At 31.8% G+C, this 18,666-nt stretch carries 16 protein-coding genes; 15 read left to right on the top strand and 1 reads right to left on the bottom strand.

What is annotated here, in order from left to right:
- The first annotated feature begins 172 nt into the window (after positions 1-172).
- The 8 genes from JMO20_RS15445 (at position 173) to JMO20_RS15410 (ending at position 12,915) form a co-directional block, all read left to right on the top strand.
- Positions 173-1,726, top strand: coding sequence for an acyl CoA:acetate/3-ketoacid CoA transferase (locus JMO20_RS15445; RefSeq protein ID WP_341534041.1), 1,554 nt, complete (start codon positions 173-175; stop codon positions 1,724-1,726).
- Between the two features lie 81 nt (positions 1,727-1,807).
- Positions 1,808-3,163: a GntP family permease gene (locus JMO20_RS15440; RefSeq protein ID WP_202710601.1), complete on the top strand. Its 1,356-nt coding sequence runs from the start codon at positions 1,808-1,810 to the stop codon at positions 3,161-3,163.
- Positions 3,164-3,305: 142 nt separating this feature from the next.
- The gene (gene fabG / locus JMO20_RS15435; RefSeq protein ID WP_202710600.1) at positions 3,306-4,046 is read left to right on the top strand and encodes a 3-oxoacyl-ACP reductase FabG; all 741 of its coding nucleotides are present in this window, start codon (positions 3,306-3,308) and stop codon (positions 4,044-4,046) included.
- Positions 4,047-4,068: 22 nt separating this feature from the next.
- Entirely contained in the window at positions 4,069-5,259 is a 1,191-nt protein-coding gene (locus JMO20_RS15430; RefSeq protein WP_202710599.1) for a thiolase domain-containing protein, read from the top strand.
- Positions 5,260-5,503: 244 nt separating this feature from the next.
- Positions 5,504-6,193: a response regulator transcription factor gene (locus tag JMO20_RS15425; RefSeq protein WP_202710598.1), complete on the top strand. Its 690-nt coding sequence runs from the start codon at positions 5,504-5,506 to the stop codon at positions 6,191-6,193.
- Between the two features lie 88 nt (positions 6,194-6,281).
- The gene (locus JMO20_RS15420; protein ID WP_207753526.1) at positions 6,282-7,841 is read left to right on the top strand and encodes an ATP-binding protein; all 1,560 of its coding nucleotides are present in this window, start codon (positions 6,282-6,284) and stop codon (positions 7,839-7,841) included.
- A 212-nt stretch (positions 7,842-8,053) separates the two neighbouring features.
- Complete coding sequence (locus JMO20_RS15415) at positions 8,054-10,768, top strand: zinc dependent phospholipase C family protein (protein WP_202710596.1); 2,715 nt, start codon at positions 8,054-8,056, stop codon at positions 10,766-10,768.
- A gap of 86 nt (positions 10,769-10,854) precedes the next feature.
- Complete coding sequence (locus tag JMO20_RS15410; RefSeq protein WP_202710595.1) at positions 10,855-12,915, top strand: hypothetical protein; 2,061 nt, start codon at positions 10,855-10,857, stop codon at positions 12,913-12,915.
- Positions 12,916-13,356: 441 nt separating this feature from the next.
- Here the strand turns inward: JMO20_RS15410 and JMO20_RS15405 are convergent, their stop codons facing one another.
- The gene (locus JMO20_RS15405) at positions 13,357-13,746 is read right to left on the bottom strand and encodes a helix-turn-helix domain-containing protein (protein WP_202710594.1); all 390 of its coding nucleotides are present in this window, start codon (positions 13,744-13,746) and stop codon (positions 13,357-13,359) included.
- Between the two features lie 272 nt (positions 13,747-14,018).
- On the opposite strand from JMO20_RS15405, the gene JMO20_RS15400 reads away from it, so the two are divergent.
- The 7 genes from JMO20_RS15400 to JMO20_RS15370 all read left to right on the top strand — a co-directional run bounded on the left by JMO20_RS15400 (position 14,019) and on the right by JMO20_RS15370 (position 18,666).
- Entirely contained in the window at positions 14,019-14,402 is a 384-nt protein-coding gene (locus tag JMO20_RS15400) for a hypothetical protein (protein WP_202710593.1), read from the top strand.
- Entirely contained in the window at positions 14,383-14,583 is a 201-nt protein-coding gene (locus JMO20_RS15395) for a sigma-70 family RNA polymerase sigma factor (protein WP_202710592.1), read from the top strand. Before JMO20_RS15400 ends, JMO20_RS15395 begins: the two co-directional genes overlap by 20 nt.
- 146 nt (positions 14,584-14,729) lie before the next feature.
- The gene (locus JMO20_RS15390) at positions 14,730-14,924 is read left to right on the top strand and encodes a hypothetical protein (RefSeq protein WP_202710591.1); all 195 of its coding nucleotides are present in this window, start codon (positions 14,730-14,732) and stop codon (positions 14,922-14,924) included.
- A gap of 175 nt (positions 14,925-15,099) precedes the next feature.
- Entirely contained in the window at positions 15,100-15,633 is a 534-nt protein-coding gene (locus JMO20_RS15385; RefSeq protein ID WP_202710590.1) for a hypothetical protein, read from the top strand.
- A gap of 53 nt (positions 15,634-15,686) precedes the next feature.
- Positions 15,687-16,043, top strand: a complete 357-nt coding sequence (locus tag JMO20_RS15380; RefSeq protein WP_202710589.1) for a hypothetical protein — start codon at positions 15,687-15,689, stop codon at positions 16,041-16,043.
- A 14-nt stretch (positions 16,044-16,057) separates the two neighbouring features.
- A complete protein-coding gene (locus JMO20_RS15375) occupies positions 16,058-16,366 on the top strand; it encodes a hypothetical protein (RefSeq protein WP_202710588.1) in 309 nt (102 codons plus the stop codon).
- A gap of 20 nt (positions 16,367-16,386) precedes the next feature.
- On the top strand, positions 16,387-18,666 hold the full coding sequence (locus JMO20_RS15370) for a phage tail protein (RefSeq protein WP_202710587.1): 2,280 nt from the start codon (positions 16,387-16,389) through the stop codon (positions 18,664-18,666).

Below are 18,666 nucleotides of genomic sequence, written 5' to 3'. Positions count from 1 at the left end.
GAACACTTAACAACTCCGCTAAAGCTATTAATAGCATTGGCGGAGTTGTTATTTTTTTATCAATAGCTTGTTTATCTGATTTAAATTTTGAAAATTCTAAAAAAACTTGGCACGGCTTTTGCAACCTATATATTATGTACGACAAAACAATTATATAAAGGGAGGAATTGATGTGAAATCCAAGGTTATGTCAGCGGTTGAAGCTGTAGCATTGATTAACGATGGTGACATGGTTGCCACTGGTGGATTTGTAGGTAACTGTCATCCAGAAGAATTAACATCTGCATTGGAAAAACGTTTTCTCGCAGAAGGAAAACCTAAAAATATAGGATTAGTATATGCAGCAGGTCAAGGTGATGGAAAGGAAAGGGGACTTAATCATCTTGGACATGAAGGATTAGTATCAAAAGTAATCGGTGGTCACTGGGGATTGGCTCCTAAGCTCGGTAAATTGGCATTAGAAAATAAGATTGAAGCCTATAACCTGCCTCAAGGTGTAATAACTCACTTATTCAGAGATATTGCAGCAGGTAAACCAGGAACTATTACCCACGTTGGTCTAAAGACATTTGTTGACCCAAGAATCGAAGGTGGTAAATTAAATGATTTAACTAAAGAAGATATAGTTGAGCTAATAGAGTTAAATGATAAAGAGTATCTGTTTTATAAAGGGTTTCCTATTAATGTTGCATTTATTAGAGCAACCTATGCTGATGAAATAGGAAATGCAACTATGGAAAAGGAAGCAGTGACCCTTGAAGTTACATCTATGGCACAAGCAGTTAAAAATTCTGGTGGAATAGTAATATTGCAGGTTGAAAAGGTGGTAAAGAAGGGAACTCTAGACCCAAGATTAGTTAAGATACCTGGAATTTATGTAGATGCCATAGTAGAGTCTAAGCCTGAAAATCATATGCAGACATTTGGAGAGCAATACAATCCATCATATTCAGGAACACTAAAGGTGCCAGTTGGTTCATTAGGAAGACTTCCGTTAGATGCTAGAAAGATAATAGCTAGAAGAGGGGCAATGGAATTGATTCCAAATGCTATAACAAATTTAGGTATAGGTATGCCAGAAGGAATTGCCATGGTTGCCAGTGAGGAAGGTATTGGAGATAATATGAATTTAACTATAGAATCAGGTCCTATAGGAGGAGTACCGGCAGGAGGATTAAGCTTTGGTGCTGCAACCAATCCAGAGGCTATTATAGATCAAGGGTATCAATTTGACTATTATGATGGTGGTGGACTGGATGTTGCATTTTTAGGATTGGCTCAGTGTGACAAGATTGGAAATATAAATGTTAGTAAATTTGGTCCTAAAATAGCTGGATGTGGTGGATTTATAAATATTACTCAAAACGCTAAGGCAGTAATATATTGTGGAACATTTACAGCAGGAGGCTTACAGATAGAGATAGCTGATGGCAATTTAAATATAAAGAAGGAAGGTAAAATCAAAAAGTTCATAGATAAGGTTGAACAGATTACTTTCAGTGGAGAATATGCAGCTGAGAAGGGACAAAAAGTCTTATATATCACTGAAAGAGCAGTCTTTGAACTATCTAAAGAGGGTCTTGTTTTAACAGAGATTGCACCTGGAATTGATTTGCAAAAGGATATTCTTGATTTAATGGAGTTTGTACCTATTATTAATGATGACTTAAAGCAAATGGATTCTCGAATCTTTTTAGATGAAGCTATGAACATCACTATAGATTAATTGAAAGGGGGCTAAAAATAGAGTAATTATCTATATTATCATTAGGTCTTGCACTTATAAAAATTTTAAGGAGGAATTGGGATGTTAGGAGTTATAGCTATTATTTTAACCTTGGCAGCATTAATGTATTTTGCTTATAAGGGAATTTCAGTACTTGTATTGGCGCCATTATTAGCAATGGCTGCAGTATTAATTTCTGGAGAAGTACCAGCACTTCACGCATTATCAGAAGGATTTATGCCAGCAGCGGCAGGGTATATTGCTAAGTATTTCCCTGTGTTCTTGGCTGGAGCAATATTTGGTAAGCTTATGGGAGTTACAGGAGCAGCATCATCTATAGCAGATTTAGTATCTAGAAAATTTGGAACTAAGAGAGCTATCCCAGCTGTAGTTATAGCAACAGCTTTATTAACTTATGGTGGAGTATCATTATTCGTAGTTGTTTTCGCAATGTATCCAATTGGAGCTACATTATTGAAAAAGGCAAATGTACCAAAGAGATTATTGCCTGCAGCAATAGCACTGGGAGCATTCACATTTACTATGACTGCACTTCCAGGGTCACCACAGTATATAAACACTATGCCAACACTTTATTTTGGAACAGATATTTATGCAGCACCTATTTTAGGTATCTTAGCGACTGCTATTATGTTAGGTGGAGGTTTATATTACCTTAACTGGAGAGCTAACAGATTAGTGACTGCCGGTGAAGGATATGGAGATCATCCAAATGAAAATCTACACGATATAGATGATAATATACCTAATATTTGGTTAGCTATTACACCAATTATAATTGTATTTGTTGTAAACTTTATATTAACTAATTGGTATTTTAAATTATCTTCAGTTACTGCTAAATATGAAGCTGTAGGCGGAGTAGTTAACGGTACTTGGCCTGTAATCATAGGTCTTTCAATAGCAGTTGTATTTATATTAATTACTATGAGAAAGTTTATACCAAATACAAACAAAACAGTATTTGATGGAGCAGTTGGAGCATTACTACCTATATTCAATACTGCATCAGAGGTTGGTTATGGTGGAGTAATAAAGTCATTAGCAGCCTTTACAACAGTTAAAATGGGTATAGTTTCAATGGGAATTCCATCTGTATTTAAAGTAGGTATTTCTACAACATTACTAGCTGGTATAGTTGGTTCTTCATCAGGAGGTACAGCTATAGCTCTAGAGGTATTATCTAAAGAATTCTTGGCCATGGGAATTGCTCCAGAGGCATTACACAGGATTATGATTATTGCTGCTGGAGGACTTGATACTTTACCACATTCTGGAGCTATTATAACACTATTAGCAGTTACACAGCTTTCACATAGAGACAGTTATAAGGATATAGCAGTTAATACCATGGCATTGCCATTAGTAGCCGCGTTCGTTATATCCCTATTCTATCTAGTTACTGGTCTTTACTAAGGTCTATTAGGTAAATAAAAAGGATAGCGGAGAAAATCTCTCAGTTATCCATAAGAAATAAAACAGAAGTATTTAGAAGTGTTTATACATGAAATTGTAATGTGCAATTTCTTTAAATAAATTCATATTAGGAGGAATTAGAATGAGATTAAAAGATAAAGTTGCTATAGTAACAGGTTCAGGTAGAGGAATTGGAGAATTTACTGCTAAAAGATATGCAGAAGAAGGAGCAAAGGTTGTTGTTGCCGATGTTAATGAAGATCATATTAAACAAGTTGTAGAGGAAATCAAGGCTGAGGGCGGAGAAGCTCTAGGCATGGTTGTAGATGTGACTAATAAAAGCAAAGTAGATGAAATGATTGAAAAAACTATTGAGGAATTTGGCAAGCTAGATATTCTAGTGAATAATGCTGGTATCACAGCCGATTCAACTCTATTAAAAATGTCAGAAGATCAATGGGATAAGGTTATAGATGTTAACTTAAAGGGTGTATACAATTGTGGTCAAGCAGCTGCAAAGGTTATGGCTGATCAAGGTAGTGGAGTTATATTGAATGCATCTTCCGTAGTAGGACTTTATGGTAATTATGGTCAGACAAATTATGCTGCTACAAAATGGGGCGTTATTGGTATGACAAAAACATGGGCAAAGGAACTAGGAAAGAAAGGTATCCGCGTTAATGCTGTGGCTCCTGGATTCATTCTTACACCTATGGTTAAAAAAATGCCTGATAAGGTTTTAGATATGATGAAGAAGAAATCACCATTAGGATTACTTGGAGAACCAGAAGATATTGCTAATGCTTATCTATATTTAGCATCTGATGAAGCTAGATTTATAACAGGGTCAGTACTTGAAATCACAGGTGGAGTAATACTATAGAAAATAGAAAGGAGACTTACTCATGGGTATTTCTGTATTAGGAACTTATCACTCCCAAGTTGGAAGACTAAAAGAAGAAACTATATATAGTTTGTTAGTAGAGGCTGGTAAGGGAGCAATTAAAAATTCAGGAATTAATCCTGAAGAAATAGATGGAATTTTTGTAGCTAATTATAGTGGTGGTGGATTTAATAATCAAGAACATCTTGCACCATATGCTGTAGAAATAGATGAGGCACTTAGATTTAAACCGTGTACAAGGGTTGAGAATGCTTGTGCTTCTGGTTCAACAGCCGTTGAGCAGGCATTATTTGCAATAGAATCTGGTAAAATGAAAAATGTTCTTGTAATTGGTGTTGAAAAGATGACTTCATTAAAAACAGCTGGAGTAACAGAGGTTCTAGGTATGGCTTCATATTATCCAGAAGAGGGAGAAAAGGGATATTCCTTCCCAGGATTATATGCAGAATATGCAAAGGGCTATATAGACAAATACGGATATTCTGAAGAAGAATTGGCTGATACTCTAGCTCATATAACATGTAAGGCTCATAAGAATGCTATGTCCAATCCTTTAGCACAAATGCATGTAGAGTATGAACATGATTTTGCTAAGGTGGTATCAGATAAGAACCCAATGATTGCTCAGCCATTGAAGCTTTCTGATTGTTCATTAGTATCTGATGGAGCAGCGGCTTTAGTATTAACAACAACTGAGAATGCAAAGGCTAAAAAGGATAAAGTTGTTGAAATACAAACATTAGAGCATACTTCCGATTATCTTTCAATTGTTGAAGGAAAAAGATCTAATTATGAATTAACGGCAGCTAAAAAAGCCGTTGAAAAAGCACTAGATAATTTGAATTTAAGTATAGATGATATAGATGTAGCCGAAGTACATGATTGCTTTACGATTACTGAACTATTGATATATGAAGCATTAGGATTGGCTAAGCCTGGACATGGTAGAGATGCAATTGTAAATGGAGATGTTAAAGTTGGCGGTAGACTACCTATTAACCCGTCAGGTGGTCTAAAGGCTAAAGGTCACCCAGTTGGAGCAACTGGAGTATCTATGCATGTTCTTATTGCTCAGCAATTGCTAGGAGAATCAATAGGCTTACAAGTGGAAGGTGCTGCCACAGGTTTAACATTAAATATAGGTGGAAGTGGTGCAACTAATATTGCTTCAATACTTAAAAGAATTAAGTAGTTAATTCTTTTGGTTAATCACCCTCTTAATAAGGTTATATATAAATAAGGAGTCCTTTAATTAGGGCTTCTTTTTTTAGTTGCAAATGTATATTATTGTTATTAATATAGCGTTAATATATAATTAATAGTGGAATAATTTTCTTATATTAGTATTATTTTGATTATTTTATTAAAAGTTTAAAGAAAGCTTTTTGTGTCATTATATCTTTTAAAATTGAAATAAAAACTGTGGAGTGATTTAGTTGAGTGTAAAAATTTTAATAGTAGAAGATGAGAAGAACCTATCGGACGGTGTAACAATTTTTTTAAAGCATAATGGATTTGATGTACATCAGTCCTATAATGGACAAGCTGCAATAAAATCATTTGAATGTTTTAAACCAGATATAGTGTTGCTAGATACCTTACTTCCAGATATAAGAGGCAATAGATTGTGTGAGAAATTCAAAAAAGAATCTAATGTAGGCATTATCTTTCTTACTGCGTTATCAGACAAGACTAATATATTAGAGGCTTTTGACTGCGGATCAGATGATTACATAACAAAACCATTCGATATTGAAATTTTATTGTCGAGAATTAATGCACTGATAAAAAGAGTAAAACCACAGGATAAAAGATTTTTATTAGATAAAGCAAAAATAAATAACTTAGAATTTGATATGCATAAAAGGGACTTAATTTATGATGGTAAATATGCTAATCTTACACCAATAGAATTTAGAATTTTATACTATTTAGCTGAACAAAAGGATTATTGCACTAAACAAGAAATATTAGTATTGCTTTATGGAGTGAACGTTTGTGATGTAGAAAGCAGAACTATATCTGTACATATTTCAAACATTAGAAAGAAAATGAAAAAGATCAATCTAAATCAAATTGTCATAATTTCGAAATATAATAAGGGTTATAGGGTAGCAAAAAATTAAAATAAAATTTAGATAAGCTAAATAAGGAGATTATAAAAAGATGCATAAGCAGGGAGTAATAATTATTTTAATTATTTTAAATTTATTTATGACATCGGTATCTTTCGCCAAGGATACTGCATTAAAAGACTCACTTAAGTTAACAGATGAAGAAATAGATTTTTTAGAAAGCAAAGACACCTTTTACTATGCTATTGAATCAAATTATGCTCCCATAGAATATATTGATTCGGAAGGTAATCCTAGAGGATTCGGAGTTGAATATTTAAAGAAGGCAAGTGAAATTTTAAATGTTAACTTTATTCCAGTTGAGGGATTTAAAAAATATACTTGGGCAGACTGCTTAAATGCTTTAAAATCTGGTAAAATTGATTTATTATCTGCTGTTACTAATACTGAAGAAAGGCGGGAATACATAAGTTTTACACAGCCCTATCTTAAAGCAAATATAATTGTGATTGGAAACAATGATAATAAGTTAATATTGGATATAGATGATATGGAAGGTGCTACTTTTGTATTTCCTAAGAAATATTGGCAGAATGATTATGTGCGGTCAACGCTGACAGATTATACGCTTTTAAATACTACTGATACTCTAGAATCACTTGAAGTAATTAATAATATGAAAGGCCAATATATATTTTTAGAAAGTGTGGTCTATAATTACTACAGTCACATGAAAGATTTTCATAATTTAAGAATAGTAGGTGAATTGAAATTTGAAGCCAGTCATTGTATAGGAGTTAGTAAAGATAATGAATTATTAAGAGATATATTGGATAAGGTTATAAAAAATATTCCTAAGAATGAAGTGTTTAAGAATGCAATGATGGTCGAACATAAACAAGAGAATAATTATTTTATATCATTTATTAGTTTGATAATGATAATAATTGTAATTATTATTGTTTTTTTAAGGAAAACCATTATTCATAATAATTATAAGAGACAAATGAAGAAAAATAGACAAACATTAATAGAAAATCTATCCCATGATTTAAAAACACCTCTATCGGTTTTAAAAGTTAATACAGCTTTATTAAAAAAAGGTATTCTGGATGAAAAGGAGCAGAAGAGTTGTCTAAAAGTGTTAGATAATAGCATCGATTCATTAGATTCTATTATAGAGGATTTGTATGCCGTGGCTCACCTTAAAGATATACTAATAGAAAAGAAGTTTATTTCAATAAATATATCTAAATTCCTTAAAGATGTTTATAATCAACATAAAGATATTTTTTCTAAACAGAATAAAAGGTTAGAATATATAGAAGATTGTAACCATAGAGATGCAAGAGTAAGTATGGATAGAAATAGTATGTATCGTGCTATATCAAATTTACTATCAAATGCACTTAAATTCACTGATGAATTTGATAGTACCATATTAGAATATAAAGTTGAAAGTAATAAAGTTACTATTATTGTGAAGGATACTGGTAAAGGAATCGATAAAGAATCATTAGAGCATGTTTTTGAGCGATTTTATCAAGGAGATAATCAATCAAAAGCTTTAGGTAAAGGATTAGGCTTGTCAATTACTAAAGAAATAGTAAGGATGCATAATGGTAGAATAACTGTAAAATCAAAGAAAGGTGAATATACAATTTTAAAGATTATTTTACCTACAATAAATAAAAAATAGAATATAGATAATGTAATGCCAATTGATCGTTATAGGATTAATTGGCATTTTTTATGAAATATATTTATAGAGAATGCAAAGAAAAATTTGCAGAAAAATGGATGAAATTACTATAAAATTAAAATATGTTGAATAAAATAAGATAATCCATTACATGTTATAGTGCAATGTGTTTATGTCAATAGAATCAAATACTCTAAGGGGGAAAATCAATGAATGTGAAGAAGATTATAGCTGTCTTGATGTGTCTAGCACTTTTAATGACGGCTGTACCAATGAATCAAGCAAGTGCTTGGAAGGTTAAGACTCACAATTATAGTGCTAATCTAATACTTGAAGAGGTTATGACAAATAATGGATATGTTACGATTAAACCGTTTGGAAAGTTTAAGGTAGCACCAGAGTTTTATTCTGCTCTAATGAAGTATCCCAAAGCATATAGAGCAGGATCGTTAGGACCGGATGCTTTTCCAGATATTTATGTTGGGCAGGGATATATTCATCCAATAGATGATAGGGGAACTAAGACTACAAGTGATGATATCACATCTGGCAAGTGGCTAAAGCAAATGGTTGAAAAGATAATGGTATTACCGAAAAATTCAGATGAAAGATATGAGATGATTTCTTTTGTTTTAGGTTATATGACACATTACTCTGGAGATTTATTTGGTCATACTTATATAAATCAAATAGCTAATGGAGTATATCCAGATATGACTGATTTAGCTGATCCAGAAAAGGCAGAAGATGCGTTAAGTATAATTCTAAAACATATATCATCTGAGGGAGTAATTGATAAGAAAATACCGGAACGCTACAGTAGGGGATCTTATATTGATATTGATGCTCCTAATGATTTTATTTTAAATTCATTTGTTTATAATGGATCAAAGGATAATGGACTATCAAATATGTATAATGGCATTAATGCCCCTGAACATTATAAATACTTAGTTAAATTACGATCATTTGTGAAAGAGAAGGCTGACTATTATAGACAATATAGTAATTCGCAAAACATCTTAGACTATGCTGAAAACACAGCAATATGTAATTACTTAGATGCTTGGTTAAATGATATTGATAGAGCTATAAATGAGTGGATTAATACAAGTGAAAAAATAGCAAGAGCCCTTATAGATAATGGAGATGAAAGTGATTTAGAGGTAGCAGTGAATGAATTAAGAGAATGGGTTAACAATTATGGGAAATATATAACTCCAGTACCAGATGTAATAATAGATGCTTTAAACCTTCCAGGCAATATTGCTAAATTTTTTGAAGAGGAGTTAAAAATAGAACAGTTAAAAGAATTGTATGATGAATTCAATGACTACGTAAATGATATGATTATGAATTTTATGATTTATGATGTCGTAGGGTTGTCAGAAGAACAAGTAAATAAGTTAAAAGAGGCATTTAGTACACCTGAAATAGTATTGGGAGAAGAAATTATTTCTAGAATTGAGGAAGATATGGGCAACTTCGGAGATGGAGTAAAAGCAATTGATCAAGAATTTGCACCATTCTATAATACAATAACAATGACTAAATTAATATTAATAGGACCAGAGGGATACAAGGAACTAATCAATAGATCTAAAAACGTTTTAAATACAGGATACAATTACTCTACAGCTAATGTAGAGATAGATAACTTAAAAGTTGCTATTAAGACTAAGAGTGGAACAAGTAAATATGAAGGCTTATTTGGAATAAAATATCCTTATGCCGATCAAAACGGAACAGATGATGATATTTACTTTGGAGTTAGATTTAAAGATGGTACTTCTGTAGAACAGCTTTTTGACAAATCTGGATATAACGACTTTGAGGCAGGAGACTATGATGTATATGATATTTCTTTAAGGGGAAGTCATAAGCTAAGCAATATTGACAAATTTTATATAAAGAAAAAAGGAACAGGATTACCTGGACCCGACTGGAAACCAGAATATTTCCATGTAGATGCCTACATTGGAAACACGAAATATAAAACCTTAGGAAGAACTAAAATAGATTACTACATTAAGGGGTCAGTAACAAAAAATTTCGATGTTAATTTTAACGATGAAACCTATAGAACGGCTTTGAGTTCGGATATTATTGATTGGTTAGGAAGTCTAGATATGAGCATGCAGTGGAAGCATAAAGACTTTCTACTGTGGAGCGATTTACAATTAAGGGAAGATATATTCTATAAGATATTTAAAGATGTTGAAAAATATGATAATCCAAATTATGACCCTTACTCATATTTAGATGAAGATAATATAAGTACAGGTGATGGAACTAACCCAAATAATACTGAGCAAGATGGAGTTATAGTAAATGAAGATTATGAGAAACATAACAGCGAAGTTATAGCATCAACAAAGAATTTGGACTATGATTTTGGATTTATGCCAAATATGAACATTATAGATGGCAGCTTTAGTAGAAACTTAGCCTATAATGGTTCAATATACGTGACTCCTAGTGGATCTGATGATGCCTTTGCTACTTTCAATGACTCTAGTTTTGTAAATGGAACCATTGAAACTAAAATTACAATATATGATGCAGTAGATGATGGACCTAATGATGCTGGAATTGTCTTTAGAGTATCCGATGCAGAATCTGGACGAGATAATTATGATGGATATTTCGTAGGCATAAGACCAACAATGAATGGTAAAACTGGAGAAGTTATGATTGGATATCATGATTCTGGTAATTGGACTAGGCTAGAAACATATTATACTGATATCAAACCAAGAACTGTCTATGACCTTAAGGTTACTGCAAATGAGAATAAGATTTATGTCTATTTAAATAACAGTAAAGTGATTGCAGTCTCTGACTCAAAATATAGTGAAGGAAAAGTTGGATTCAGGGTTCTTAGAATTCCTACTATATTCCAAAACATTGTTGTTACAGAATAATAATGGATATATAGTATGATAAGTAGCTTTAAGAGACAAGGGGCGAACCCCTTGTCTTTTAATCACAAAAAGGAAGGAGTTATAAAATGAAGAAAACTAGAACAATTAATATACTATTAATATTTTTAATATCCCTTGGATTAATTATTAGTGGATGCTCTAAGGATAATTCTGATACAGCTAGTAATGAAAATAATATCGGAGATACAGAACAACAAGATGAGAATAATCAAGGAATAGAGAATGATGATAATAACCAATTAAATCAAGATGAAGAAAATGATAAAGATGAACAAAAAGGAGAAATTAAAAATTCTGAAACAGATAATTTTGACATAATTAATACAGATTATCTTTTAGACTACTTAGGAAAGAGTCGTGAAGAAATATTAAATGACTTTGGACAACCAGATATGGATGAGTATGACTTTATGTATTATGAGACATCAGAAGGGTATGCGTTTAAATTTATAACAAATCTCGAAACTGAAATAATAGAAAAGGTATCTATAGAAAGCAATGGCAAGACAGATAAAAAGATAGAATTATATGATATTGGCTTAGGAAGTGGTGATCTACAGGGCTTAGAAGGTAGATTTGATGATCCTCCTATAATTGAAGAAACAGAGTTTGGATATGACAAGTACACATATCAAGATGGGGATAAATACATAATAGAGTGTCATGTTCCAGAAGATGATATTATTGCTTTAATAAGTATTACAGCATTAGATTTAGATAAGAACATTGGAGACAATGATTATGATGATGAACAAAATCAATACTATAGTTTAGATTCAGATATACTTTATCACTACATGGATGGAGATGCCGATTTTCTACTAATGAAACTAGGAGACCTTCCTTTAAAGGAAAGTGATGAAGGAAAATATTATGAAGTTGATTATAATGAAGGATATGCTACCTGGTATTGGCTTGCTGAAGATGATTTTACTATTAATAAGATAAGTGTTATAAAGAATTTAGACTATTATAGTCAGGAAGGTAATATCGGATTATCTTCACAGAGATTTATGGGTATATGGTTTGATATGACTTTGGAAGAAGCCACTAAAAATGTTACAAACATTCCAACATGGAATAGTGATAGCTTTGATTTAAGGGTAGAATATTCAGATTATGAAGGAGACGGGATGGTCTATAAAATTGACGTATATACTAATAAAGATATATCCATCAATGAATATAAAGAGGATTTTTATCTTAAATGGTTAGGTGCTAATATGGAGCTGGAAGCAAATCATTTAGGGAGTGGTAATTTTGATTCAAAAGAGCCTTTAGTTGAAGAAGGAGTATTTATATATGATATGGAGTATGGACCTGATAAGTGGCAAAAAAGCTATTTTCACGATGATAATTTAACAATTACTGGAATGAGAATAAGCACTGCATTAGGAAATGAATTCAAAGCAAACGTACCAAGTCTATTAGGAGTAAGATTAAATATGCAGCTAGACAATATAAATAAAGGAATTGAAAGTGCTAATAGTAAAATAATAAGAGAAGAATCCTATGATTCTGATGAAGGTGAGTTTTTAACTAAGGAATATACAATTGTTACTAATGATACAAATGTATTTTATAATATAGATGTAAATGTTCACAAATCAAATAATTTAGTTGCAAGTATTGAGGCATCTCATAAGCCGATGATAGAACAGAAGGAAGATTATTCAGTAAAGTTAATTGGGCAAAATATTAGTAAATTAGATGAATTAGAAAAAGGAAAATATAGTTCAGAAAGTCCAATAGTTGACAATTCTAATGGAATGTATAGATACGAGATGACTGGAAACTCTGATAAATGGATTAAAGAATATTACTATGATGATGACATAATTAAAAAAGTAGTGTTAAGATTAGGGTCGGATAAGCCGCTAATGAATACATATCCATCTATAATGGGAATTAAGCTGAATACGGACCTTAGAATAATTGAGAATTCTTTTATGTTAGCAGGGTATTCCATTGGGAACTCGGATATTTTTGATGCTGATGATAATAAATATACCGTATATAAATATATGATATATGGTGAGGACAGTATAGCACATAATATATCAATTTATGCAAATACAATTACTGGTCTTATAGAGAAAATAGAAGTTTATGAATGGCAACCTTAGAAAAAAATATTTAAAAACTCTTGTTTTGCACAAGGGTTTTTCTTTTTATTTAGGAAGGCTATTTATAAATATAAAATTTCCTCAAATAATAAAATGGGAAAATTGACATAGGAGATAGGAATAATAGAAAAAACAAATGAAGAATAAAAAATTTGTCGAAAATTGAAATAATATTTCCCTTGATTTTTATAAAGGAGAACATTATAATATAATCATACGAACAAATCGAACAGACGTTCGATGCCTTTGCTACGGTGTGAGTTATACTACAACTTAATATTAGCTATTTGCTACAGGAGTGTATGGCAAGGGAGGTAAATTATGTCTAATTGTATTCGATACATACATCTTGGAATAACCTATATTTTACACATAATTAGTAATGGGGTAATATATATTAACTTAGACTATAAAAAGCAACCTATATAGGTCTATAGGTTGCTATTTTCCATCTTTCTTTAGTATGGATATTATCTTTTTAATATCCTCTGGTGGAATTTCTTTATCCTGCATCTCTTTAGCTAATTCTAAGTATTCAATGCCGATTTCTTTTAAATCCCTTGGGATTTGAGTATCTATTAAAATATGATTGTCATTATTATCAATATAACCCGATTTTAATAATAGTTCCTTTACATCTATATTCATGGCATTGGAAAGCTTTACAATGGTATCCATGGTGGGATGGATTAGATGTTTACTTCGGGGATCAAAGCCGTTTTTTAGCTTGGCAATATACGAATGGCTAAGAGAACATTTATCAGCAAATTCCCTTAGGGTTAAATTGTTGGTTTCAATATAATTACTTATTATCTGGCTTAATTTATTCAAAACATCACCCCATAAAAATTAGTACACTATTTGATTATATCATTATTCTGTAAACAATAAAATACATTTATTTTTATAAATAATATAGTGTGAAATTAGGTGATTAATAGGGATATCAAGTGTTGGCAGGACTTAAGAGAAAAAAGATATTTAAGATATGTATGTATTTATAAATTAGGATAAAAAATTTTATCTCTTTGTAAACCATAGTGAACAAAAAATAATTAATTAGAAATATAGAATATAAAAAACCGAGCATAGGAGCGAATAAAATGAATGAAGAAAACTATAAAGAATTAGGGAGAGAATATGAAAAGTCGTTGAAAATGATTAGTGATAGAATTACAAAGCTCAAGACTGAAAAAGAAGAGCTTGAAAATATGACTAAAAATTGTCATGGTAATGACTCAAATATAAAAGAAAGAATTACAAATATAGAAGATAGGCTGAAACCTTTATTAATAATAAGAAGGAATGTGAGAGAAACAGGTAGAGAAGTGAGCAATTATTATGAAAGGAGCTGGTGGCGCAGTGAGAAATATACACTTAACCGAAGAAAATCAAGACGTATTGTACCTTCAGTCATCAATGTATTCGAGGAGCAAATCATTGACAAACTTATCAGAGATAAGGGAGATGAAGAGCTCACTATATGAGGCTATAGATGAAGATTTAACTAAAAGGCAAAAAGAAATGATACAGATGTATTATTTCGATGATATGGTTATGCATGAGATAGCAAATGAGCTAGGAGTTACTAAAGGTAACGTGTCTACCACAATAAAGAGAGGGCTAAATAGAATAAAAAAATCAAAAAAAATAAAAAAATTTCTATAAAAATAATAAAAACGTTAAACATTTTTCCAAATGTGCCCTATTAGTGAAGGGACTTTTTAAAAGACAGTTAATCAAAAGCTGTCTTTTCTTTTAGGCAGATAGTAAAAGCTTAAAGTCATATTTTAAATGATAAGGGGGAAATAGAATTGGAATTAACTATTGAATTAATTGAGGGCAAAACTATAGCCCTTGAAGAAAGACATTTAGCAATAGAAGAGATGGAGAGAATAGTGGACTGGTTTGAGAATGAAACAACAGCAGTGATTAAGTACAATAATAATTCCACTAATACGACTAATTATATTTCGAGAAATGGAATTATTATGATTGTACAAAAGTAACTTAAGAAAGAAAATTTAAGTTAAAACTTAGAATCAATTTCCTAGCTAAATTAAAAAGATAAAATTTAATTTGATAGATTTTGAGGGGGTGGTATATATGTAGTTTTTAAGAAATAAAAACATCACAGCAAAGCAAAGGTATTTAATTATGTATTTAAAAAAAGGAGGAGTTTTAATGAGTTTATCAACAGAGCAGCTTCAAAACATTGTTATTGACACAGGTGTGGTTTATGTTAATTATGAGGAAACAGATGAGAAAATGTTAGGACCATGTAAAGGTGGAAATACATTTTTAGTAGAGCAAGAGTTTAAAGAAGTAGAGTATGATGGAAGAAGAGGAAAGACGAAAGGTCTAAGAAGAATAATTAATGAGAATGCTTCATTAACAGTTAGATTAATGGATTTATCTCAAGAAAATATTAAGATGGCCCTTGCAGGATCTAATCTTGACGAGGCTACAAGTGCAATAACAAATGGAGATAGAACTATATCAGATAGTGACTACTTAAAGAATATTGCCCTTGTTGGAACTACAACTGGAGGAAAAACGAAGGTGATTACTTTATTCAATGCACTAAGTGACAATGGATTGAATATGGAAATGGTAGATAAGGATGAATTAGCTGTAGAATTACATTTCTCAGCTCATTATGATCCAGCTAATTTAGAATCTCCAATATATAAAATTGAGGATGTAGAAGTAATATAAGCAATAAGAGCACTCTTTTATAGAGTGCTTTTCTTACAAAGGGAGGGAAAATCATGGACTATAAATTTAGAGAATTAAAGTTTCAAGATGTTTTTGCTTTATCAAAGATAATTAAGAAAACAGGAATCAAAGATGAAATGAAAAGCCTTTTTACAGATGGAAAAAATAATCTAGATAATACAATGAATGAAGTATCACAGGATCAAGGATTGCAGCTAGCGATTATATTGTTTGAAAATATACATCGAGCTGATAAGGAAATTTGTGAGTTCATATCTAGTCTATCAGGCATAAAGACAGAGGATATCATGAATATGTCCTTAGAAGAAACAATGAACCTATTCTATGCCTTTGGTAAAATGGAGGGTATCGGAAATTTTTTGAAATCGGCATCCAAATTGATGCAATAAATACGACTGACTTTTTGCTAAAAAGATATGGCAATATTGAATATATTCTACAGATGGATTATCTTGAGGGAATAGAGTTTTTTCAAAAAATAAAAGAGTTATCTATTGAAGAGCAGATTGAGAATCACGCTTGGGAGATTTGGGTAGGACATATAAACAATCCCTTTGTAGAAAAAAAGGTTCCTTGGGATAAATTTATTGGTGAAATAAAGGAGCCTAAGGAAAAGTCAAACACATTGTCTAAGGAAGAGATAATATCCCAATGTGAAGCAATAAAAGAAAGACATATGGCAAAGAAAAAGAAAGCTAATGTCATTAGCTGACCCAAGAAGGTGGTGAAATAATGGGTGAAAGTAAGAGTAAGAAGAATGAAATAAAAAATCAAGAAAAAGATCAAGATGCCAGTGGAAAGCAATCCTCTGGCAAAACTATCTCAGCAGCTACAGGAGCAGGTGTCAGCGGTTTAGCTAAAGCACTAAAAAAACTAGGCAAGGTAAAAGAAGTGGCTTCTAAAGTGTTAGATGTAGGTAAAATAGTTGGAAAAGTGGCTAAGGAGATTAGTAAAAATTTCTCTGATATTGCAGATAAAGCAGTGAAGGCCAGTGAAAAAATTAAAAAAGCTACTCAGCAGAAAAAGGATAGTAAAGAGAAGCAACCATCATCTAGTCCCAATGGGGGATCTAGTAGTTTTGATACCAATGGATTAAGTAATGCCTTTGATAAATTAGGAAAATTAAAAGATATAGCTTTAACAGTATCAAATGTCGGTATGACCGTAGCTAATGTAGCAAAAGATATAGGTGGAGCATTTATGGATATGGCAACCAAAACTGCTGATGCTAGTCTAGAGATAAGTAAAATTAGCGAGAAGACAGGACTATCTACTACTCAATTACAAGAGTTAAAATATACTGCTAGTCAAACGGGAGCAGAGTTTTCTGGTATACAAAATGCGGCTATATCTATGGGTGAATCAATGGCTTCAGCTCAAGAGGGAAACAATGTACAGGCTGAAGCCTTCCAAGCTTTAGGTGTATCTTTAGAGGATGCTCAAGGAAATCTAATATCTACAGATGAAGCTTTTAGTCAGGTTATTACAAAGCTATCAAATATGGCTAATGAAACCGAGAGAAATGCTTTGGCTACACAAATTTTTGGTGACAATGCTACAGAATTAACTCCTCTTCTTGAAGAAGGCGGGGAAGGTCTACAGAAATATAAAGATAGGGCTAATGAATTGGGATTAGTCATGTCAGGTTCAACAATAGAAGCTAATGCTAAATTTGCAGAAACCATGGGGACTATGAAGGAAACCGTTGGAAAGCTAAAAAGTGAGTTTCAACAGGTAGGAGAAGCTGTAATGAACCAAATTGGTAGTGCAGTAATCCCTATTCTCCAGACTTTATTTGATTGGATATTGGATAATATGCCCATGATTCAGAAGGTGATTGGAACCGTCTTTTCGATTATAAGTGAGAGTGTAGGATTCTTTATAGATATAATAAAGCAATTGATAAACTGGATAATAGAATGGGCTGCAAGTAATGAAGAGAATCTGACTATGATTAAAGAAATGATTATGTCGTGGTTTGAGGCTATAAAAGCTGAAATAGACTTTTTTGTTGGTATAATAGAAACAGTTGTAGAGTATATTAAAGAGCTTTGGCAGCGTCATGGAGAAGAAATAACTATTGTAATACAAAATATCTGGAATGTAATATCTGCTATAATCCAGACGGCAGTTACATTAATTACTGATATATTTAATATATTTGCTGCACTATTTAAAGGTGATTGGGAAGGATTATGGAATGGAATCAAAAAATTCTTTTCAGATATTTGGAATGGTGTGGGTAATATTATAAACGAATCTATTGAATACTTAAAGTCAGTTATTAAATTAGGCTTAGAGTTTATAGATGGTGTATTTAATGATATTTGGAATGGAATTAAACAGTTCTTCTCAGATATCTGGCAAGGTATTAGTAATTCAATAGATGAATCCATTGAACATTTAAAAACGACTATAAAAATAGGATTAGAATTTGTAAGTGGTATATTTGATAGCATATGGAATGGAATTAAGGAATTTTTCTCAGATATCTGGGAGGGTATCGGTAATACAATAGATGAGTCTATCGAAGGTATAAAGTCAACAGTAAACACTGGTTTGGAATTTGTGAAAGGTGTATTTGATGATATCTGGGGTGGAATAAAAGAAACAGTAACCGATGTCTGGGAAGGTATTGTAGATGGTATAAAAGGGTCTATAAATACTATAATAGAAGCTATTAATAAATTGATTAGAGGTATGAACAAGCTTAAAATCAAGCTACCTACAGGTAAAACGTTAGGATTTAATATACCAACTATTCCGTTACTAGCAGAAGGCACTGATTATTTCAAAGGTGGATTAGCCATCGTTGGTGAAAAAGGTCCAGAGCTCCTTAATCTACCTAGAGGTGCACAAGTATATAGTAATAAAGAAACTCAAGGTATCTTAAACAGGAGCGGAATAACTCAAAATATAACTATTAACAGTCCACAGCCTTTAAGTCCAAGTGCAATCAAAAGAAAGACACTAGAGGCATCAAGACAATTAGCCATGGAATGGGGTGTATAA

This window comes from Sporosalibacterium faouarense (assembly GCF_016765695.1).
GTDB classification, from domain to species: Bacteria; Bacillota; Clostridia; order Tissierellales; family VENL01; genus Sporosalibacterium; species Sporosalibacterium faouarense.
The sequence above is the reverse complement of the archived record's forward strand: the minus strand, read 5'-3'. Positions and strand labels throughout refer to the sequence as shown.

What these genes read in the sequence shown, in the direction of transcription:
- JMO20_RS15420 (WP_207753526.1), top strand. Translation starts at nt 6,282, where the DNA reads ATGACATCGGTATCTTTCGCCAAGGATACTGCATTAAAAGACTCACTT.
- JMO20_RS15440 (WP_202710601.1), top strand. Translation starts at nt 1,808, where the DNA reads ATGTTAGGAGTTATAGCTATTATTTTAACCTTGGCAGCATTAATGTAT.
- JMO20_RS15410 (WP_202710595.1), top strand. Translation starts at nt 10,855, where the DNA reads ATGAAGAAAACTAGAACAATTAATATACTATTAATATTTTTAATATCC.
- JMO20_RS15400 (WP_202710593.1), top strand. Translation starts at nt 14,019, where the DNA reads ATGAATGAAGAAAACTATAAAGAATTAGGGAGAGAATATGAAAAGTCG.
- JMO20_RS15380 (WP_202710589.1), top strand. Translation starts at nt 15,687, where the DNA reads ATGGACTATAAATTTAGAGAATTAAAGTTTCAAGATGTTTTTGCTTTA.
- JMO20_RS15395 (WP_202710592.1), top strand. Translation starts at nt 14,383, where the DNA reads ATGAAGAGCTCACTATATGAGGCTATAGATGAAGATTTAACTAAAAGG.
- JMO20_RS15385 (WP_202710590.1), top strand. Translation starts at nt 15,100, where the DNA reads ATGAGTTTATCAACAGAGCAGCTTCAAAACATTGTTATTGACACAGGT.
- JMO20_RS15430 (WP_202710599.1), top strand. Translation starts at nt 4,069, where the DNA reads ATGGGTATTTCTGTATTAGGAACTTATCACTCCCAAGTTGGAAGACTA.
- JMO20_RS15370 (WP_202710587.1), top strand. Translation starts at nt 16,387, where the DNA reads ATGGGTGAAAGTAAGAGTAAGAAGAATGAAATAAAAAATCAAGAAAAA.
- fabG (WP_202710600.1), top strand. Translation starts at nt 3,306, where the DNA reads ATGAGATTAAAAGATAAAGTTGCTATAGTAACAGGTTCAGGTAGAGGA.
- JMO20_RS15415 (WP_202710596.1), top strand. Translation starts at nt 8,054, where the DNA reads ATGAATGTGAAGAAGATTATAGCTGTCTTGATGTGTCTAGCACTTTTA.